Source organism: Pseudomonas vlassakiae, from assembly GCF_014269035.2.
Taxonomy (GTDB): domain Bacteria; phylum Pseudomonadota; class Gammaproteobacteria; order Pseudomonadales; family Pseudomonadaceae; genus Aquipseudomonas; species Aquipseudomonas vlassakiae.
Genome location: NZ_JABWRP020000001.1, coordinates 312,138 through 331,228 on the forward strand (window position 1 = coordinate 312,138; position 19,091 = coordinate 331,228).

Consider the following 19,091-nt stretch of genomic DNA (forward strand, 5'->3'; position numbering starts at 1 on the left):
GTCATGAGTTTTATCAGGCTGTAGGATTAGGCTAGGGCGCTGTGCGACTTTTCACTTTGTTACATGCACTTACGGTGTGAAGTTGCCGATGCGCCCTGACATGACCAGGGCGCAAGCAATGAATCAGTGCGTGCTGCCTGGCGCGGCCTGGCTCAGCAGTTGCTTTTCCAGGTTCCAGTCGAAGGGTTCGCCGTTGGATTCGGCCTCGTAGCGGCGCTCTTCCAGTTGCTGGAAAAGCGCCAGCTCTTCGTCGGGCATGAAGTGCAGGCAGTCGCCAGCGAAGAACCACAACAGGTCGCGTGGTACCAGGTGGGCAATTTGCGGGTAACGCTGGATCACCTGACAGATCAGGTCCTGGCCCAGGTACTGGCTTTCCAGCGGGTCCTGTGGCAACAGCGTCAGCAGTTCGTCGAAGCGTTCGAGGAACAGGGCGTGGCTTTCTTCCGGCACCTGTTCTGCTTCACCCAATGCGACCAGGATGGTGCGCAGGTGCTGGAGCAGTTGCAGGTGATATTCCAGGTAGGGGTTGGCCATGGAATGGGTCCTCGGTATGGCTGAAACGGGGGGCGGAGTATACGCCGCCCCCCGGTGCTCGCGAAGGGTCAGCGTACCTTGCCGGGCTCGGCGAGCAATTGCGCCTTGTCGAAGGCATCGACATCGATCACCCTGCGCCGCGCCTGTTCGGCAGCGTGCAGCCGCTGGCCTTCACCGGGTTGCAGCACGCCGGCCTCGACGGCGGCATCGATGCCGGCCTGGCCGGGGCCTGGCTGGACTTTGCCTTCCTTGATGGCCTGATGCAGTGCCTTGCGCAGCGGCGCCGTGTCGTCGAGCAGGTCGCTGGCCCGTTGCAGGGCTGCGACCGGGTCGTTGTCTGCCTGCGGGCGGTAGCAGCCGGCCAGCAACTCTTCCAGCGCCGGGTCGCCCTTGCGTCGCCCGATCAGCTCGGCCACCTCGGCATCCAGTTCGTCACTGGGGCCGGTATGGCGACGGCCAAAGGGGAACACCAGCAGCCGCAGTGCGCAGCCGACGAAGCGGTTGGGGAAGTTGTCGAGCAGGCGGTCCAGCGCACGCTCCGCCTGGCCCAGGCTTTCTTCCATGGCCCAGCGCAGCAGCGGCTGCAGGTACTCGGGCGAACCCTGGTCGTGATAACGCTTGAGCGCGGCGCTGGCCAGGTACAGGTAGCTCAGGACATCGCCGAGGCGGGCACTGAGGCGTTCGCGGCGCTTGAGCGCCCCGCCCAGCAGCATCATCGACAGGTCGGCCATCATCGCGAATGCCGCCGCCTGGCGGTTGAGGGCTCGGAAGTAGCCCTGGCTCAGGGCATCGCCCGGCACCCGCTCCAGACGACCCAGCCCCAGGCCGTAGACCAGGGTGCTGGCCGCATTGCCGGCGGCGAACATGATGTGCTTCATCAGCAGGTCATCGAACTCGACCAGCGCCTGGTCGCGGTCCTCGCGGGCGGCCAGGGCCATTTCCCGGAGGACGAACGGGTGGCAGCGGATCGCGCCCTGGCCGAAGATCATCAGGTTGCGCGAGAGGATGTTGGCGCCCTCGACGGTGATAAAGATCGGCGCGCCCTGCCAGTTGCGTCCCAGGTAGTTGTTCGGGCCCATGATGATGCCCTTGCCGCCGTGCACATCCATGGCGTGCTGGATGCATTCGCGGCCGCGTTCGGTGAGGTGGTACTTGAGGATCGCCGACAGCACCGAGGGTTTTTCGCCCAGGTCTACGGCCTTGGCGGTGAGCAGGCGGGCGCTGTCCATCAACCAGGCGTTGCCGCCGATGCGCGCCAGTGATTCCTGGATGCCCTCGAAGGCTGCCAGCGGCACGTTGAACTGCTCGCGGATGCTGGCGTACTGGCCGGTGACCAGGCTGGTGTACTTGGCGGCGCCAGTGCCCACGGCGGGCAGCGAGATCGAGCGGCCGACCGACAGGCAGTTCATCAGCATCATCCAGCCCTTGCCGAGCATGGCCTGGCCGCCGATCAGAAAGTCGAGCGGCACAAACACGTCCTTGCCGCTGTTGGGGCCGTTCATGAACGCTGCGCCCAGTGGCAGGTGACGCTTGCCGATCTCCACGCCAGGTGTGTCGGTGGGGATCAGTGCCAGGCTGATGCCCAGTTCTTCTTCTTCGCCCAGCAGATGGTCGGGGTCGTAGGCCTTGAATGCCAGGCCCAGCAAGGTGGCGACCGGGCCCAGGGTGATGTAGCGCTTCTCCCAGTTCAGGCGCAGGCCGATGACCTCTTCGCCCTTCCACTGGCCCTTGCAGATCACGCCAGTGTCGGGCATGGCACCGGCGTCGGAGCCGGCCAGCGGGCCGGTGAGGGCGAAGCAGGGGATTTCCTCGCCACGTGCCAGGCGGGGCAGGTAGTGGTTGCGTTGTTCATCGGTGCCGTAATGCAGCAGCAATTCGGCGGGGCCAAGGGAATTGGGTACCATCACCGTGGAGGCCAGGTCACCGCTGCGGGTTGCCAGTTTCATCGCCACCTGTGAGTGGGCGTAGGCGGAGAAGCCTTTGCCGCCGTATTCCTTGGGGATGATCAGGGCGAAGAAGCCATTCTGCTTGATATGCGCCCAGGCTTCGGACGGCAGGTCGAGGTCCTGGCCGATCTGCCAGTCGCTGACCATGGCGCATAGCGCTTCTGTCGGGCCATCGATGAAGGCCTGTTCTTCTTCGCTCAGCTTCGGTGCCGGGTAGGCGAGCAAGGTGCGCCAGTCGGGACGACCGCTGAACAGTTCGCCATCCCACCACACGGTGCCGGCGTCGATTGCTTCGCGTTCGGTCTGTGACATCGGCGGCAGGGTGCGCTGGAACCATTTGAACACCGGGCCGCTGAACACCTTGCGGCGCCACTCCGGCAACGCCACCAGGGCGATCTTCAGCGCCAGCATGATCCAGATCAGGGTCAGCAGCCAGCCAGGGGCGTTGCTGAAGAGGCCCATCAGCAGCACGTAGGCCGCCATGATGCCGAGAATCTGCAAGGGCGCCAGGCGCCGGTGCGTGAAGTACGCCGCGCCGATCACCAGCACTACCAACCACAACAGCAACATAATCGGTCCTCCTTGGAACCAGGGGGGGCTTGAGCCGTCCCAGACAGCTTAGACGCAACACTGTGAACGGCAGGTTCAGAACAGTGACAGGGTGTGGCGGCGGTAGTTTCAGCGCATCGTTTGCCTGGAGTAGACTGTCCCACCTCTGCATTCATAAGGATGTTGCCATGCTGAAGATCTGGGGCCGCAAGAATTCGAGCAATGTGCGCAAGGCGCTGTGGATCGCCCACGAACTGGGCCTGGATTTCGAGTCGATCGACGCCGGCGGCGCCTTCGGCGTGGTCAACGAGCCGCATTACCGCGCCCGCAACCCCAACGGCCTGGTGCCAATGCTCGAGGACGGCGACCTGACCCTGTGGGAGTCCAACACCATCGTCCGCTACTTGTGCGCCGAGTATGGCGCGGAGCAGGGCTGGTATCTGCAGGACCCTCGCCAGCGCGCCCTGGCCGACAAGTGGATGGACTGGACCACCTCGTCCTTCGCCGCGCCGTTCCGCCCGCTGTTCTGGGGCCTGCTGCGCACCCCGGAAGACCAGCGCGACTGGGTGGCAATCAACGCCGCACACAAGCAATGCGCCCAGTTACTGGCCATTGCAGACGAGACCCTGGCCAAACAGCCGTACCTGTCCGGTGACCAGATCGGCATGGGCGACATCCCACTCGGTAGCTTCGTCTACGCCTGGTTCGAAATGCCCATCGAACGCCCGGCGATGCGCCACCTGGAAGCCTGGTATGCGCGCCTCAAGGCCCGCCCGGCTTATCAGGCCGCCGTGATGACCGCGCTGACCTGATCGAACACCACGGCTGTTTCGATAGTCACTATCAATACACATGACTGTACATGTGCGACCTGGCCTTGCACCATGGCCGCACTCACTGCGCCAGTGATCTGCCCTGGCGTGTCCTGCACCTTTTTCTTCGGTAAGTGACCCGCTATGAGTTCCGCCCTGTCCATCCGACAGCTGACCAAGACCTACGGCAACGGCTTCCAGGCCCTCAAGGGCATCGACCTGGACGTCGCCGAAGGCGACTTCTTTGCCTTGCTCGGCCCCAATGGGGCGGGCAAGTCCACCACCATCGGCATCCTCTCGACCCTGGTCAACAAGACCAGCGGCACGGTCAACGTGTTCGGCCACGACCTGGACCGCGAGCCCTCGGCGCTCAAGCGCTGCCTGGGCGTGGTGCCGCAGGAGTTCAACTTCAACCAGTTCGAGAAGTGCTTCGACATCGTCGTGACCCAGGCGGGCTACTACGGCATCCCGGCGAAAATCGCCAAGGAACGCGCCGAGCAGTACCTGACCCAGCTGGGCCTGTGGGACAAGCGTGACGTGCCGTCGCGTTCGCTGTCCGGCGGCATGAAGCGCCGTCTGATGATCGCCCGTGCGCTGATCCACGAGCCGCGCCTGTTGATCCTCGACGAGCCGACCGCGGGCGTGGACATCGAGCTGCGCCGCTCGATGTGGAGCTTCCTCACCGAGCTTAACCAGAAAGGCATCACCATCATCCTCACCACCCATTACCTGGAAGAGGCCGAGCAGCTGTGCCGGAACATCGGCATCATCGACCACGGCACCATCGTCGAGAACACCAGCATGCGCCAGCTGCTGGGCAAGCTGCATGTCGAGACCTTCGTCCTCGACCTCAAGCAGGACCTTGCCACGGCGCCTGTGCTGCAGGGCTACCCGTGCCGGCTGCTGACCCCGCACACCCTGGAAGTGCAGGTGGAAAAAGACAGCGGCATCACCGCGCTGTTCGGCCAGCTGGCGCTGCAGAACATCGAAGTGCAGAGCCTGCGCAACAAGACCAACCGACTCGAGGAGCTGTTCGTGTCCCTGGTGGAAAAAAACCTGTCGAAGGTGGCCGTATGAGTGTGGAGCTGCGCACCAACTGGGTCGCCCTGCAGACCATCGTCTATCGCGAAGTGCGGCGCTTCCTGCGCATCTGGCCGCAGACCCTGCTGCCGCCGGCGATCACCATGGTCCTGTACTTCGTCATCTTCGGTAACCTGATTGGCCGGCAGATCGGCGACATGGGCGGCTTCACCTACATGCAGTACATCGTGCCAGGGCTGATCATGATGTCGGTGATCACCAACTCCTATGGCAACGTGGTGTCGAGCTTCTTCGGCAGCAAGTTCCAGCGCTCGATCGAAGAGCTGATGGTGTCGCCGGTGTCGCCGCATACCATCCTGGTCGGCTACGTGCTGGGTGGCGTGCTGCGGGGGCTGGCGGTCGGGGTGATCGTGACCATCCTGTCGCTGTTCTTCACCGACCTGCAGGTGCATCACCTGGGCGTGACGGTGATCGTGGTGCTGCTGACCGCGACCATCTTCTCGTTGCTGGGCTTCGTCAACGCGGTATTCGCGCGCAACTTCGACGATATCTCGATCATCCCGACCTTCGTGCTGACGCCGCTGACCTACCTGGGCGGGGTGTTCTACTCGATCAACCTGCTGCCGCCGTTCTGGCAGACCGTGTCGCTGGCCAACCCGGTGCTGCACATGGTCAACTCGTTCCGCTACGGCATCCTAGGGGTGTCGGATATCAGTATTGGTACGGCGATCACCTTCATGCTGGTGGCCACCGCAGTGCTCTATGTGCTGTGCGTGCGGCTGCTGGTCAGCGGCCGCGGCATGCGCGCCTGACAGCCGTTGCTTGCGCCGGCGCCACTGCCGGCCAATCCACCAGCGCCAGTACAGCAGGGTGGCGAAGTAGGCGAGCACGCCGAGCACCACCCCGCACACCACCGAACCCAGCAGAAACGGCTGCCACAGCGTGGCCAGCTGGTCGGTGATCCATTCGAAGGTCAGCTCGTCGGGCAACGAGCGCGGCGGGATCTGCATCAGCCAGGCGCCGGTCATGTAGGTGACGAAGAACACCGGTGGCATGGTCAGCGGGTTGGTCAGCCAGACCAGGCTGACGGCAATCGGCAGGTTGCCGCGCACCGGGATCGCCAACGCCGCGGCCAGCAGCATCTGCATGGGGATGGGTATCAACGCCGCGAACAGGCCCACCCCCATGGCCCGTGCCACCGAGTGGCGGTTGAGGTGCCAGAGGTTCGGGTCATGCAGCAGCTTGCCGAAAAAGCGTAAGGACTTGTGTTCCCGAATGCTGGTCGGGTCCGGCATGTAGCGTTTGAAAAGTCGGCGCGGCATGTAGGCTCCCGGAGCGTTGATCGGGGAAGTATGCCTCGATTCCCGTTCAGCCTCGTTTAGAGTTTGTGACAATTGTTGAGCGGGCCATGCCGGCTTTTGGTCTATGCCTCGGTAAGCGATTCCGCTTCTGGAGCTCTACCTCATGCGCACAGGGATGTTTGCGCTCGCGCTCGGGCTGTTGTGCCTGGGCTTTCTCCCCGCATTGCCGTCGGTCGGGTGGCTGTTGTCACTGTTGCTCGCTGGCGTCGTCTGCTTGTGTTCGCGCCTGTGGCCACTGGGCTGTTTCCTGTTGGGCCTGTGCTGGGCCAGCGGGTCGGCGCAGTTGGCGCTGGATGACCGACTGGCCTCCGGCCTCGATGGCCGCACGCTATGGGTGGAAGGCCGGGTCGCCGGCTTGCCGACGCGAACCGCGCAAGGCGTGCGCTTTGAGCTCGAGCAGGCGTATTCGCGCCGCGCCGAACTGCCTCGGCGCCTGCAATTGAGCTGGTTCGATGGGCCCGTCATTCATGCTGGCGAGCATTGGCGCGTGGCGGTTACCTTGCAGCGCCCGGCCGGGTTGCTGAACCCGCATGGCCCGGATCGCGAGGCGCAGCTGCTGGCCCGTCGCATCGGCGCCACGGGCACGGTCAAGACGGGCCAGTTGATGCGCGCGGTGGCGCCAGGCTGGCGGGATGCACTGCGCGAGCGCCTGCTGCAGGTTGATGCCCAGGGGCAGGAAGCGGCGCTGGTCGCTTTGGTGCTCGGCGACGGGGCAGGTCTGGCCCGCGAGCAGTGGCAGGTGTTGCAGGCGACCGGCACGGTGCATTTGCTGGTGATCTCCGGGCAGCACATCGGCCTGGTCGCGAGCTTGTTGTACGCCTTGGTTGCGGGCCTGGCGCGCTGGGGCGCCTGGCCGCGTGGGTGGCCGTGGTTGCCCTGGGCGTGCGGCCTGGCGCTGGCTGCGGCGCTGGGCTACGGCTGGCTGGCCGGGGCGGGTGTGCCGGTGCAGCGTGCCTGCCTGATGTTGGCGGTGGTGCTGCTGTGGCGCCTGCGGTTTCGCCAGCTGGGCGCGCTGTTGCCGTTGTTGCTGGCGTTGAACCTGGTGTTGCTGGCTGAACCGCTGGCGGCATTGCGCCCTGGTTTCTGGCTGTCGTTCGCGGCGGTGGCAATCCTCATCTACAGCTTTGCGGCGCGGCTGGGCGGCTGGCGACCCTGGCAGGCGTGGACGCGGGCCCAATGGGTGATCGCCGTCGGCTTGCTTCCGGTACTGATGGCCATGGGGTTGCCGGTCAGCCTGAGTGCGCCTGCGGCAAATTTGCTGGCGGTGCCCTGGGTCAGCCTGGCGGTGTTGCCACTGGCATTGCTCGGTACGCTGCTGTTGCCGTTGGCGGGCATTGGCGAGGGGCTGCTGTGGGCCGCAGGTGGCTTGCTGGACATGCTGTTCCGCCTGCTGGGGTTTATGGCAGGGTGGCGGCCGGCCTGGATACCACCGGCCCTGCCGGTGTGGGCCTGGTTGCTGGTGGGGTTCGGCGCGCTGCTGTTGCTGTTGCCTCGCGGTGTGCCGCTGCGTGGACTGGGCGGGGTCATGTTGCTGGCCTTGTGGGTACCGAGGGAGCCGGTGCCGCATGGGCAGGTTGAAGTCTGGCAGCTGGACGTCGGCCAGGGCCTGGCGATGTTGTTACGCACGCAGCATCACACCCTGCTGTACGACGCCGGGCCGGCGAAGGGCGAGACCGATCTGGGCGAGCGGGTGGTGCTGCCAACCCTGCGCAAGCTGGGGGTGGACTACCTGGACCTGATGCTGATCAGTCACGCCCATGCCGACCATGCCGGCGGTGCTGCGGCCATCCAGGCAGGCTTGCCGGTCAAGCAGGCGATTGGCGGTGAAGCGCTGGATGACGTGCAGTTGCAACCTTGTGCCAGTGGTGAGCAATGGACATGGGACGGCGTGCATTTTTCGCTATGGCGCTGGGTGGACGGGCAAAGCAGTAACGACCGCTCCTGCGTGCTGATGGTCGAGGCACAAGGCGAGCGGATGTTGCTGGCGGGGGATATGGAGGCCGGCGCCGAGCGGGCTTGGCTGGCGGATACCGAAACGCCCGCTATCGATTGGCTGCAGGCGCCGCACCATGGCAGCCGTACATCCTCCAGCGAGGCCTTCATCCGTGCCACGGCACCGCGTGGGGTGCTGATTTCGCGGGGGCGTAACAACGGTTTCGGGCACCCGCATGTGCAGGTGGTCGAGCGGTATCGACGGCATGGCGTAGTGGTGCATGACACGGCGGTGGACGGGGCTTTGCGGGTGGTGTTGGGTGGGCAGGGGGAAGTGGCGGGAGTGCGTTGGCAGAGAAGGTTCTGGCGGGGGCGGTGAGCTGATAGGCGCTGAAGAGCCAAAAGCATGCACCTGTCAGCCCTGACTGTATCCAAAGACATGCCCCTGTCACACACCATTTGCCTGACCTCCGGCAGATGAGCCCCTCGCGCTCCTGTGTTAGAGTGGCGGCCTTTTTCCAGAGGGGCGTTTACTGTGTGGGAATTGGTCAAGTCCGGTGGTTGGATGATGCTGCCGATCATTCTGAGTTCCATCGCCGCCATGGCTATCGTCGTCGAGCGCCTGTGGACCCTGCGCGCCAGCCGCGTTACCCCGCCGCACCTGCTGGGCCAGGTATGGATGTGGATCAAGGACAAGCAACTCACCAGTGACAAGCTCAAGGCCCTGCGTGCTGATTCACCGCTGGGCGAGATCCTCGCGGCGGGCCTGGCCAATTCGCGCCATGGCCGCGAAATCATGAAAGAGTGCATCGAGGAAGCCGCCTCGCGCGTCATCCACGAACTCGAGCGCTACATCAGCACCCTCGGCACCATCGCCGCCATGGCGCCGCTGCTCGGCCTGCTGGGCACCGTGCTGGGCATGATCGACATTTTCAGCGCCTTCATGGGCTCGCAGATGACCGCCAATGCCGCGGTGCTGGCCGGTGGTATCTCCAAGGCCCTGGTCACCACCGCAGCCGGCCTGATGGTCGGTATCCCGGCGGTGTTCTTCCACCGCTTCCTGCTGCGCCGCATCGATGAACTGGTGGTGGGCATGGAGCAGGAGGCGATCAAGCTGGTGGAGGTGATCCAGGGCGACCGCGAAGTGGAAGTGGCCGGAGGCAAGGCGTGAAGTTCCGGCGCAATCGCCAGCGGGAGAACGTCGACATCAACCTCGCATCGCTGATCGATGTGGTGTTCGTCCTGCTGCTGTTCTTCGTGGTCACCACCACCTTCACCCGCGAGACCCAGTTGCGTGTCGAGCTGCCCGAGGCGGCGAGCGCCGAGCAGCCGCCGGCGGATCAGGGCAAGCTGGTTGAAGTGACCATCAGCGCCGATGGCGTGTATTCGGTGAACAATCACCTGCTACCCAAGAGCGACCTGGCGACCCTGACCGAGGCCATCGAGCGCGAGTCGGGGGGTGACAACAAGTTGCCGCTGGCCATCAGCGCCGATGGCAAGACCCCGCACCAGGCCGTGATCACCGCAATGGATGCCGCCGGCAAGCTCGGTTTCAGCCACCTGCGCATGACCACCGTCGAGGCTGCCCAGGGGACACCTTGATGGCGCTCGCCGACCGCTTGCTCGCCGCCTGGTACGCCGGGCATCCGGCCCTGGCGCTGCTGCGCCCGCTCGAAGCGCTGTACCGGCGCGTGGTGACGCGCAAGCGTGCGCGTTTTCTCCGTGGGGACAGTGCCAGTTACCGGGCGCCGGTTCCGGTCATCGTGGTGGGAAACATCACCGTGGGCGGTACCGGCAAGACGCCGATGATTCTCTGGCTGATCGAGCATTGCCGTCGCCAGGGCCTCAAGGTTGGCGTGGTCAGCCGTGGTTACGGTGCCAGGCCGCCACACTACCCATGGCGTGTGGACGCCAGCCAGCCAGCCGCACAGGCCGGCGACGAACCCTTGCTGATCGTCCAGCGCACGGATGTGCCGCTGATCATCGACCCTGACCGATCTGCTGCGGTAAAGGCGCTGCTGGCCAGCGAGCCACTGGACCTGATCCTGTGTGACGATGGCATGCAGCACTACCGCCTGGCCCGTGACCTTGAACTGGTGCTGATCGATGCTGCCCGTGGCCTTGGCAATCGCCGTTGCCTGCCGGCTGGGCCGCTGCGCGAGCCTGCCGAGCGGCTGCAGGATGCCGACGCCGTGCTGTTCAACGGCGCCAGTGAAGACCGCGACGAGGGGTTCGCTTTCCGCCTGCAGCCTTCCGCCCTGGTCAACCTGCGCAGCGGCGAGCGCCGTGGGCTGGATCATTTCCCGGCAGGCCAGCGCCTGCACGCGGTTGCCGGTATCGGCAACCCGCAACGTTTCTTCAATACCCTGCTGGGGCTAAACTGGCAACCGGTGCCGCATCCCTTTGCCGACCACGCGCAGTTCAGCGCCGAAAGCCTGGCATTCAGCCCGCCGCTGCCGCTGGTCATGACCGAGAAGGATGCGGTGAAATGCCGGGCCTTCGCTGGCGATGACTGGTGGTACCTGGCTGTCGAGGCACAGCCCACGCCAGCCTTTGGCGCCTGGTTCGACAGCCAGCTGCAGCGCTTGCTGCGCAAGCCCTGAGCCCTTCTTCAATTTCTGGCCATCTGGCCTCAAGGACGCTTCCATGGACACCAAACTGCTCGATATCCTGGCCTGCCCGATCACCAAGGGCCCGCTCAAGCTCAGCGCCGACAAGACCGAGCTGATCAGCAAGGGCGCGGGCCTGGCCTACCCGATCCGCGACGGCATCCCGGTAATGCTGGAAAGCGAGGCGCGCACCCTGACCGATGACGAGCGCCTGGACAAATGAGCGTGAACTTCACCGTGGTCATTCCTGCCCGGCTGCGCTCCACGCGCCTGCCAGGCAAACCATTGCTGCCGATTGCTGGCAAGCCGATGGTGCAGCACGTCTGGGAGCAGGCGCGCAAGAGCGGCGCCAGCCGTGTGGTCATCGCCACCGATGACGCCAGCATCTTCGAAGCCTGCCAGGCCTTCGGCGCCGAAGTGCTGATGACCCGCGCCGACCATGAGTCGGGCACCGACCGCCTGGCCGAAGTGGCCGCGCACCTGGGCCTTGCGGCTGAGGCCATCGTGGTCAACGTGCAGGGTGACGAGCCGCTGATCCCGCCAGTGATCATCGACCAGGTGGCCGCCAACCTGGCTGCCCACCCGGAAGCGGGTATCGCCACCCTGGCCGAGCCGATCCATGAACCGGAAACGGTATTCAACCCCAATGCCGTCAAGGTGGTCAGCGACAAGAACGGCCTGGCCCTGACATTCAGCCGCGCGCCGCTGCCTTGGGCCCGTGATGCCTTTGCCAGGGATGGTAAGGCGCTGCCGGAAGGCGTGCCGTATCGCCGCCATATCGGCATGTACGCCTACCGCGTCGGCTTCCTCCAGGATTTCGTCAGCTGGGGCCCGTGCTGGCTCGAGCAGACCGAGGCCCTGGAACAGTTGCGTGCGCTGTGGCATGGCGTGCGCATTCACGTCGAGGATGCTATCGAAGCGCCAGCCGTGGGCGTCGATACCCCTGAAGACCTGGAGCGCGTACGGCGCTTGCTGGAGGCCTGATGCGCATCCTGTTCGTCTGCCTCGGCAACATCTGCCGCTCGCCCACCGCCGAAGGCGTGCTGCGCCATCAGTTGCAGGTGGCCGGCCTGGCTGAGCAGGTGCATGTGGCGTCTGCCGGTACCGGCGACTGGCATGTCGGCAAGGCACCTGACAGCCGCACCTGCAAGGCTGCGCTGGCGCGTGGTTATGACTTGTCGCAGCAACGTGCCCAGCAGGTCAAGCCGGCGCACTTCGCCGAATACGACCTGATCCTGGCCATGGATGAAAGCAACCTTGGCCACTTGCGCGCCCTGCGCCCACACGACGCCGCTGGCGAACTCGACCTGTTCCTGCGCCGCTATGGCGCGGCCCTGGACGAGGTGCCGGACCCTTACTATGGCGGTGCCGAGGGCTTCGAGCAGGTGCTCGACCTGATCGAGGCTGCGTGCCGCGAGCTGGTCGTGGAAATCAAGGGGCGGTTATGACAGCGGTCTGGCAGGAACAGGTTTCGCTGAAGCCCTACAACACCTTTGGCATCGATGTGAAAGCCCGTTATTTCACCCAGGCGCACAGCGATGAAGACGTGCGCGAGGTGCTGGCTCAGGCGCGCCAGCGCGAGCTGGCGGTGCACGTGATCGGGGGCGGGAGCAACCTGCTGCTGACCCGCGATATCGACGCAGTGGTGTTGCACATGGCCAGCCGTGGTCGGCGGGTGATAAGCGACGACGGCGAACGTGTGGTGGTCGAAGCGCAAGCGGGTGAACCCTGGCACCCGTTCGTGCAATGGTCGCTGGCCCAAGGCTACTGCGGCCTGGAAAACCTCAGCCTGATCCCCGGCACCGTGGGGGCTGCGCCGATGCAGAATGTCGGCGCCTATGGGGTCGAGATCAAGGATGTGTTCGCCGGCCTCACTGCGCTGGACCGTGAAACCGGAGAACTGCGCGATTTCAGCCTGCAAGCCTGTGCTTTCGGTTACCGCGACAGTGTGTTCAAGCGCAACCCGGGGCGTTGGTTGATTCTGCGTGTACGCTTTGCCCTGCGCCATGAGCTGCAGGCCCATCTGGACTATGGCCCGGTGCGCCAGCGGCTGGCGGAGCAGGGCGTCGAACAACCGACCGCGCAGGCAATCAGTGACGCGATTTGCAGCATTCGTCGCGAGAAATTGCCGGACCCCGCCGAGCTGGGTAATGCCGGGAGCTTCTTCAAGAACCCGGTCGTGTCGGCTGAGCAGGTGGCGAGCATCCGTACCCAGTATCCGGGTGTGGTCGCTTATCCTCAGGCTGACGGCCAGGTGAAGCTGGCAGCGGGCTGGTTGATCGAACAAGCGGGCTGGAAAGGTTATCGCGAGGGAGATGCCGGGGTGCATCGGTTGCAGTCGCTGGTGCTGGTCAATTATGGCCAGGCGAGTGGTGCGCAGGTGCATGCGCTGGCGCAGCGGATCCAGGCGGATATCCTGGAGCGGTTCGGGGTGGCGCTGGAGATGGAGCCCAACCTGTACTGATCGATCTGCCGCTATTGCCCGCTTCGTGGGTAAACAGATAGCCAAGAAAAAGCCCCGCCAGTTCGCACTGGCGGGGCTTTTTCATTCAGCGTTGGCTATCAACCGTGATGAGGCTTTTGCTCATCGGCGGTTTCCAGCACGCCCTTGGCAGCTTCCTCGGCGGCTTTGGCAGCAGCCTCGGCCTCACGCTTGCGGCGACGCACTTCACGTGGGTCGTTCGGGGCGCGGCCGTTTGGCAGCATTACGGTGGCGGCCGGAGCTTGTTCCGCAGGGGCCTGCTCGACCACTACCGGTGCGGCTTCGACGACTGCAGGCGCAGGTTCTGCGGCCACTTCAGGCTGGGCATCGGCCACAGGGGCTGGCTGCTCGGCGACGGGGGCTTGCTCGACCACGACCTGGGCCTTCTCGGCTTCGCCGGCCTCGACGACCGCCGCTTCGGCAACTGGCGCTTCAACGGCGGGTGCATTTTCAGCGGCAGGCACTGCGACCGGCGCTTCGGCAACGAGCACTGGCTCCGCAGCGGCAGGGGCTTCTTCAGCCACCGGCTGTGGTGCGACATCGACCACTGGCTCGACGCCGGCTTCGACCACGGCGACGGGGCCGCTGACTGGCTGTTCGACCACTGGGGCGATGGCTGCCTGCTCGGCCTGGGCAACCTCTTCAACCTGCTCGGTCGGCTGGGCGACTTCGCTGTTTTCAGTGGTCACAGCTTCGGCGCTGGCGCGTTCAGCCTGCTGGTTGGCTTCAGCCTCTGCATTGGCGCTGATGTGGCTGCTGGCGACAGCGGCGGTGACGGCCAGGCCGGCAGCCAGCTCGGCGCCAAGCGCAGTGGCCTGGTGCTGTTGCGGCTGTTCTTCGCTGCCTTCTTCCTCGCTGCCTTCGATCAGCTCGCCATTGGCATTGCGCTGACGCTCGCGACGGTTGCTGCGGCGACGCTGGCCGCGGGAGCGACGACGCGGACGCTCATCATCGGTGCCTTCCTGCTCATCCTGCAGCAGCTCTTCGTTCGGCAGTTGCTCTTCGGCGAGCTCGGCAGCCTGCTCGGCGGCTTGTTCGGCCGGGCGTGGCTGGCGCTCTTCGCGCGGTGGGCGAGGCTGGCGCTCTTCACGAGGTGCGCGCTCTTCACGAGGTGCGCGCTCTTCACGCGGGGCGCGCTCTTCACGTGGGGCGCGTTCTTCACGTGGGGCACGCTCTTCGCGAGGGGCGCGCTCTTCACGTGGTGCACGTTCTTCGCGAGGTGCGCGTTCTTCACGTGGGGCACGCTCTTCACGAGGTGCACGCTCCTCGCGGGCTACCCGTTCTTCACGCGGCTGACGCTCTTCGCGTTCGGCGGGTGCGGCGTCCAGCGGCTCACGCAGTTCGCGTACGCGTTCTTCGCCGCGGTTGCCACGGCGGTCTTCGCGTGGCGGGCGTGGGGCGCGTTCTTCACGCGGAGCGCGCTCTTCGCGAGGTGTGCGTTCTTCACGTGGGGCGCGCTCTTCGCGAGGTGCGCGTTCTTCACGCGGTTGGCGCTCTTCACGCGGGGCGCGCTCGCCACGCTCTTCACGCGGCTTGCGCTCTTCATCGCGACGGCCGTTGCGGTTGCGGCTCTGCTGGCGACCGTTGCGGCGCTCTTCGTTGCGTTGGCTGCGCTCGGCGGCCGGCTTTTCAGCGGCAGCGACGACCGGTGCGGCGGCAGGCTCTTGCTTGCCGGCGAACAGGCTGACCAGCGACTTCACCAGGCCCTTGAACAGGCTTGGCTCAGGTGCGCTCGGCGCACGTGCTGCCGGTGCGGCCGCCTGAGGTTGCTCTTCGGCGGTGCTCGGTACCGGGGCGTTGGCGCGGGCCGGGGCGGTCTTCACCGCAGCTTCCTGGCGAACCAGGGTGCGGGTGGCGGTCGGCTGCGGCGCTTCTTCGGCTTCGGAGGCGGCGATTTCGTAGCTGGACTGGTTGTTCAGCACTTCCGGGTTGTCGTCGCGCAGGCGCTGGACTTCGAAGTGCGGGGTTTCCAGGTGGTCGTTCGGCAGGATGATGATGCGGGCGCGGGTGCGCAGTTCGATCTTGGTGATCGAGTTGCGCTTCTCGTTGAGCAGGAAGGCTGCGACCGGGATCGGCACCTGGGCGCGTACTTCGGCCGTGCGGTCTTTCAGGGCTTCTTCTTCGATCAGGCGCAGGATGGCCAGCGACAGCGATTCGACGTCACGGATGATGCCGGTGCCGGAGCAGCGCGGGCAGACGATGCCGCTGCTTTCGCCGAGCGATGGGCGCAGGCGCTGACGGGACATTTCCAGCAGGCCGAAGCGCGAGATGCGGCCAACCTGCACGCGGGCACGGTCGGCTTCCAGGCATTCACGCACACGCTCTTCCACGGCGCGCTGGTTCTTCGCCGGGGTCATGTCGATGAAGTCGATGACGATCAGGCCGCCGATGTCACGCAGGCGCAGCTGGCGGGCGATTTCCTCGGCCGCTTCCAGGTTGGTCTGCAGGGCGGTTTCTTCGATGTCGCTGCCCTTGGTGGCGCGCGCCGAGTTGATGTCGATGGACACCAGGGCTTCGGTCGGGTCGATCACGATCGAGCCGCCCGACGGCAGGTCGACGACGCGCTGGAAGGCGGTCTCGATCTGGCTTTCGATCTGGAAACGGTTGAACAGCGGCACGCTGTCTTCGTAGAGCTTGACCTTGCTGGCGTACTGCGGCATCACCTGGCGGATGAACGTCAGGGCTTCTTCCTGGGCATCGATGCTGTCGATCAGCACTTCGCCGATGTCCTGGCGCAGGTAGTCGCGGATGGCGCGGATGATGACGTTGCTTTCCTGGTAGATCAGGAAGGGCGCGGCGCGGTCCTGGGACGCTTCCTTGATGGCGGTCCACAGTTGCAGCAGGTAATCGAGGTCCCACTGCATTTCTTCGCTGCTGCGGCCAAGGCCGGCAGTGCGTACGATCAGGCCCATGTCACCCGGTACGGTCAGGCCGTTCAGGGCTTCACGCAGTTCGTTGCGCTCTTCGCCTTCGATGCGGCGCGAGATGCCACCGGCACGCGGGTTGTTGGGCATCAGCACCAGGTAGCGGCCAGCCAGGCTGATGAAGGTGGTCAGGGCGGCGCCTTTGTTGCCGCGCTCTTCCTTCTCGACCTGGACGATGACTTCCTGGCCTTCGCTCAGGACTTCCTTGATGTTGACCCGGCCTTCAGGGGACTTCTTGAAGTACTCGCGGGAGATTTCCTTCAGCGGCAGGAAGCCGTGACGTTCGGAGCCGAAGTCGACGAAGGCGGCTTCGAGGCTGGGCTCGATCCGGGTGATCTTGCCTTTGTAGATGTTGGCCTTTTTCTGCTCGCGCGCGCCGGACTCGATGTCCAGGTCGTAGAGACGTTGGCCGTCCACCAGGGCTACACGCAACTCTTCAGGTTGAGTTGCGTTAATCAGCATTCTTTTCATGTTGTACCGTCGGTTTCCGGGCTGCCGGAAACGGCGTGCGGCACACACGACTTCTCATGGTCGGTGCCAAGGTGCGCAAAGGGTGGCCGGGCCACCCCCGTGTCGAGCAACGTTCGGCACCAGCCGGTTGCCCAGCCTGCCGTTGTCGCGACGACGCGTCCTGTTTGCTGCGGTGCCTACCAGGCCCCGGTGGCTTCGAATGGGTATCCGAATCAACCAAGCGGGCCTCGTGCACTCAGTCAGGAGGAGGAATCAACCGTCAGCCGTGGACGCCCGGAGGCATCTGTTCAGGACCTTATCCGCTCGCCGGCCATTCAGTGGGCCGGTGGCCGGACGCGGTGCTACACGGTCCGAGGGCTGTGCATCTCCACCCTGCACGTATCCCTGATAATTCGGGTGCTGCCGCGCGCTGAATCCGCAACGGGTTGCATTTTTCGCCAGCTTCGAACGGGAAGCTGACGCCATTACATGTCCAAGGCAGGTATTTCCGAAGCATTCGCCTTGCGTTGCGTGGAAGCGACGGGGGCGGGCAGAGGTGCAGCGAAAAGAATCGGGAAGCAGGTGAAAAACCACACTTGTCGTTTTTTTTCGGTCTTCTCTACACAGCGCTGGTGGCGATTCCAGGCAATTCGGTAAACTGGCGAAAACCCCGTAGGACGGCCTCGCGTCCTGGAGAACTGCGTAGGTCAGGAACCGGCCCAGGGCCTGGATTCACTGGCCTGCCGCTTTTGGCGGCGTTCGCGACTATAGCAGTAATGATTAACTGCTTCAATTCCATAAATAATTGTTATGATCCCCTCCATGACGACCAATACCCCCCCGACTTCCGGCGTCCAGCTGATCGAAGTCGCGCCGGAACTTGCCGGCCAACGCATCGACAATTTTCTTATCACCGCGCTCAAGGGCGTGCCCAAGACCTTGGTCTACCGCATCCTGCGCAAGGGTGAGGTGCGCGTCAACAAGGGGCGGGTCAAACCCGAGTACAAGATCCAGGCCGGCGATATCGTGCGCGTGCCGCCCGTGCGCTTGCCCGAGCGTGACGAGCCGGCGCCGGTGGCCCAGGGGCTGCTGCAGCGCCTGGAAGCCGCCATCGTCTACGAAGACAAGGCGCTGATCGTGATGAACAAGCCAGCCGGCATCGCCGTGCACGGTGGCAGCGGCCTGAGCTTCGGCGTGATCGAGGCGCTGCGCCAGCTGCGCCCGGACGCCAAGGAGCTGGAGCTGGTGCACCGCCTGGACCGCGACACCTCTGGCCTGCTGATGATCGCCAAGAAGCGCAGCATGCTGCGCCACTTGCATGCGGCCTTGCGCGGTGATGGCGTGGACAAGCGCTACATGGCGCTGGTGCGCGGTCACTGGCCAACCTCGAAGAAGCAGGTCAACGCCCCGCTGCTCAAGAGCAACCTGCGCTCCGGCGAACGCATGGTCGAAGTCAACGATGAGGGCAAGGAAGCGCTGACCCTGTTCCGCGTGCTGCGCCGGTTCGGCGAGTTCGCCACCATTGTCGAGGCGCGCCCGATCACCGGTCGCACCCACCAGATTCGTGTGCATACCCTGCATGCCGGGCACATGATCGCCGGTGATAGCAAGTATGGCGACGAGGATTTCAGCCGTGAGATCCGCGAACTGGGTGGCAAGCGCCTGTTCCTGCATGCCTACGCATTGACCGTGCCGCTGCCAGATGGCGGCGAGCTGAAACTCGAAGCGCCTGTGGACGAAGTCTGGGCCAAGACCGTGGAGCGTTTGAGTGCGCCGTGACTATGAGCTGCTGATTTTCGACTGGGACGGCACCCTGGCCGATTCCATTGGCCGCATCGTCGAGGCGATGAATGCCGCTGCCGAGCGTGCCGGCGAGGCGCCAAGCCCTGAGGGTGCGGTCAAGGGCATCATTGGCCTGGCGCTTGGGGAGGCCATCTCGACACTGTATCCTCACCTTGATCCGCAGCAGGTCGAAACCTTCCGTCAGCACTACGCCGACATTTATATGGCCCTCGATCAACAACCTTCGCCGCTGTTCGAAGGTGTGGTCGAATCGCTGGATGCCTTCCGTGCCGAGGGCTATCGCCTGGCAGTAGCGACCGGCAAGGCGCGCCGCGGCCTGGATCGGGTGCTCAAGGCCAATGGTTGGGAGCGGTTCTTCGATGTCACCCGTGCCGCCGACGAAACCCGTGGCAAGCCTCACCCGCTCATGCTTGAGGAAATCCTCGGGCATTGTGGTGTCGAACCTGGTCGGGCGCTGATGGTCGGAGATTCGGCATTCGACCTGCAAATGGCCAGCAATGCCGGCATGCATTCGGTGGCGGTGGGCTACGGTGCGATGTCGCTTCAGGCGCTGGCCGAGTTTGGTCCGCAAGTATGCATCGATCATTTTTCCCAGCTGCGCGAGTGGCTGGCTGGTTCCAGGCAAGTCCAATTCCAAGGTAGGTGAGC

The 19,091-nt window shown here is 64.8% G+C and carries 17 protein-coding genes; 13 read left to right on the plus strand and 4 right to left on the minus strand.

The window, feature by feature from the left end; genetic code table 11:
- Positions 1 to 123: 123 nt before the first annotated feature.
- Entirely contained in the window at positions 124 to 534 is a 411-nt protein-coding gene (locus HU738_RS01415) for a PA2817 family protein (protein WP_186604053.1), read from the minus strand.
- A 68-nt stretch (positions 535 to 602) separates the two neighbouring features.
- Complete coding sequence (locus tag HU738_RS01420; RefSeq protein WP_186604055.1) at positions 603 to 3,050, minus strand: acyl-CoA dehydrogenase; 2,448 nt, start codon at positions 3,048 to 3,050, stop codon at positions 603 to 605.
- A 167-nt stretch (positions 3,051 to 3,217) separates the two neighbouring features.
- Between HU738_RS01420 and HU738_RS01425 the strand changes: the two genes are divergently transcribed.
- The 3 genes from HU738_RS01425 to HU738_RS01435 all read left to right on the plus strand — a co-directional run bounded on the left by HU738_RS01425 (position 3,218) and on the right by HU738_RS01435 (position 5,694).
- On the plus strand, positions 3,218 to 3,841 hold the full coding sequence (locus HU738_RS01425) for a glutathione S-transferase (RefSeq protein WP_176507641.1): 624 nt from the start codon (positions 3,218 to 3,220) through the stop codon (positions 3,839 to 3,841).
- Positions 3,842 to 3,985: 144 nt separating this feature from the next.
- On the plus strand, positions 3,986 to 4,918 hold the full coding sequence (locus HU738_RS01430; protein ID WP_176507640.1) for an ABC transporter ATP-binding protein: 933 nt from the start codon (positions 3,986 to 3,988) through the stop codon (positions 4,916 to 4,918).
- Positions 4,915 to 5,694, plus strand: coding sequence for an ABC transporter permease (locus tag HU738_RS01435; RefSeq protein ID WP_176507639.1), 780 nt, complete (start codon positions 4,915 to 4,917; stop codon positions 5,692 to 5,694). Before HU738_RS01430 ends, HU738_RS01435 begins: the two co-directional genes overlap by 4 nt.
- On the opposite strand, the gene HU738_RS01440 is transcribed toward HU738_RS01435, so the two are convergent.
- Positions 5,578 to 6,204, minus strand: a complete 627-nt coding sequence (locus HU738_RS01440; RefSeq protein WP_186604057.1) for a DUF2062 domain-containing protein — start codon at positions 6,202 to 6,204, stop codon at positions 5,578 to 5,580. The two genes, HU738_RS01435 and HU738_RS01440, sit on opposite strands and share 117 nt — an antisense overlap.
- 142 nt (positions 6,205 to 6,346) lie before the next feature.
- Between HU738_RS01440 and HU738_RS01445 the strand changes: the two genes are divergently transcribed.
- The 8 genes from HU738_RS01445 (at position 6,347) to murB (ending at position 13,248) form a co-directional block, all read left to right on the plus strand.
- Complete coding sequence (locus HU738_RS01445; RefSeq protein ID WP_186604059.1) at positions 6,347 to 8,554, plus strand: DNA internalization-related competence protein ComEC/Rec2; 2,208 nt, start codon at positions 6,347 to 6,349, stop codon at positions 8,552 to 8,554.
- 156 nt (positions 8,555 to 8,710) lie between these two features.
- The gene (locus HU738_RS01450; RefSeq protein ID WP_016391244.1) at positions 8,711 to 9,346 is read left to right on the plus strand and encodes a MotA/TolQ/ExbB proton channel family protein; all 636 of its coding nucleotides are present in this window, start codon (positions 8,711 to 8,713) and stop codon (positions 9,344 to 9,346) included.
- Entirely contained in the window at positions 9,343 to 9,777 is a 435-nt protein-coding gene (locus HU738_RS01455) for an ExbD/TolR family protein (RefSeq protein ID WP_176507636.1), read from the plus strand. The genes HU738_RS01450 and HU738_RS01455 overlap by 4 nt, the downstream gene beginning before the upstream one ends.
- Positions 9,777 to 10,778, plus strand: a complete 1,002-nt coding sequence (gene lpxK, locus HU738_RS01460; RefSeq protein WP_186604061.1) for a tetraacyldisaccharide 4'-kinase — start codon at positions 9,777 to 9,779, stop codon at positions 10,776 to 10,778. The genes HU738_RS01455 and lpxK overlap by 1 nt, the downstream gene beginning before the upstream one ends.
- Positions 10,779 to 10,821: 43 nt before the next feature.
- Complete coding sequence (locus tag HU738_RS01465) at positions 10,822 to 11,007, plus strand: Trm112 family protein (protein ID WP_003247142.1); 186 nt, start codon at positions 10,822 to 10,824, stop codon at positions 11,005 to 11,007.
- Entirely contained in the window at positions 11,004 to 11,768 is a 765-nt protein-coding gene (gene kdsB / locus HU738_RS01470; RefSeq protein ID WP_186604063.1) for a 3-deoxy-manno-octulosonate cytidylyltransferase, read from the plus strand. Before HU738_RS01465 ends, kdsB begins: the two co-directional genes overlap by 4 nt.
- Positions 11,768 to 12,232: a low molecular weight protein-tyrosine-phosphatase gene (locus tag HU738_RS01475; RefSeq protein ID WP_186604066.1), complete on the plus strand. Its 465-nt coding sequence runs from the start codon at positions 11,768 to 11,770 to the stop codon at positions 12,230 to 12,232. Before kdsB ends, HU738_RS01475 begins: the two co-directional genes overlap by 1 nt.
- Complete coding sequence (murB, locus tag HU738_RS01480; RefSeq protein WP_186604068.1) at positions 12,229 to 13,248, plus strand: UDP-N-acetylmuramate dehydrogenase; 1,020 nt, start codon at positions 12,229 to 12,231, stop codon at positions 13,246 to 13,248. Before HU738_RS01475 ends, murB begins: the two co-directional genes overlap by 4 nt.
- Before the next feature lie 98 nt (positions 13,249 to 13,346).
- On the opposite strand, the gene rne is transcribed toward murB, so the two are convergent.
- Entirely contained in the window at positions 13,347 to 16,661 is a 3,315-nt protein-coding gene (gene rne / locus HU738_RS01485) for a ribonuclease E (RefSeq protein WP_186604070.1), read from the minus strand.
- Between the two features lie 801 nt (positions 16,662 to 17,462).
- Here rne and rluC point away from each other — a divergent pair.
- Entirely contained in the window at positions 17,463 to 18,419 is a 957-nt protein-coding gene (gene rluC / locus HU738_RS01490; RefSeq protein WP_027919450.1) for a 23S rRNA pseudouridine(955/2504/2580) synthase RluC, read from the plus strand.
- Positions 18,409 to 19,089 (plus strand): HAD family hydrolase, encoded by a 681-nt coding sequence (locus tag HU738_RS01495; protein WP_176507630.1) that lies wholly within the window; start codon positions 18,409 to 18,411, stop codon positions 19,087 to 19,089. Before rluC ends, HU738_RS01495 begins: the two co-directional genes overlap by 11 nt.
- Positions 19,090 to 19,091: the final 2 nt, after the last annotated feature.

Bases quoted from the DNA above. Each gene is read 5' to 3' on its own strand.
- HU738_RS01420 (WP_186604055.1), bottom strand. From the start codon at position 3,050: ATGTTGCTGTTGTGGTTGGTAGTGCTGGTGATCGGCGCGGCGTACTTC.
- rluC (WP_027919450.1), top strand. From the start codon at position 17,463: ATGACGACCAATACCCCCCCGACTTCCGGCGTCCAGCTGATCGAAGTC.
- HU738_RS01445 (WP_186604059.1), top strand. From the start codon at position 6,347: ATGCGCACAGGGATGTTTGCGCTCGCGCTCGGGCTGTTGTGCCTGGGC.
- HU738_RS01425 (WP_176507641.1), top strand. From the start codon at position 3,218: ATGCTGAAGATCTGGGGCCGCAAGAATTCGAGCAATGTGCGCAAGGCG.
- HU738_RS01415 (WP_186604053.1), bottom strand. From the start codon at position 534: ATGGCCAACCCCTACCTGGAATATCACCTGCAACTGCTCCAGCACCTG.
- HU738_RS01430 (WP_176507640.1), top strand. From the start codon at position 3,986: ATGAGTTCCGCCCTGTCCATCCGACAGCTGACCAAGACCTACGGCAAC.
- murB (WP_186604068.1), top strand. From the start codon at position 12,229: ATGACAGCGGTCTGGCAGGAACAGGTTTCGCTGAAGCCCTACAACACC.
- HU738_RS01465 (WP_003247142.1), top strand. From the start codon at position 10,822: ATGGACACCAAACTGCTCGATATCCTGGCCTGCCCGATCACCAAGGGC.
- HU738_RS01435 (WP_176507639.1), top strand. From the start codon at position 4,915: ATGAGTGTGGAGCTGCGCACCAACTGGGTCGCCCTGCAGACCATCGTC.
- lpxK (WP_186604061.1), top strand. From the start codon at position 9,777: ATGGCGCTCGCCGACCGCTTGCTCGCCGCCTGGTACGCCGGGCATCCG.
- HU738_RS01475 (WP_186604066.1), top strand. From the start codon at position 11,768: ATGCGCATCCTGTTCGTCTGCCTCGGCAACATCTGCCGCTCGCCCACC.
- HU738_RS01440 (WP_186604057.1), bottom strand. From the start codon at position 6,204: ATGCCGCGCCGACTTTTCAAACGCTACATGCCGGACCCGACCAGCATT.
- rne (WP_186604070.1), bottom strand. From the start codon at position 16,661: ATGAAAAGAATGCTGATTAACGCAACTCAACCTGAAGAGTTGCGTGTA.
- kdsB (WP_186604063.1), top strand. From the start codon at position 11,004: ATGAGCGTGAACTTCACCGTGGTCATTCCTGCCCGGCTGCGCTCCACG.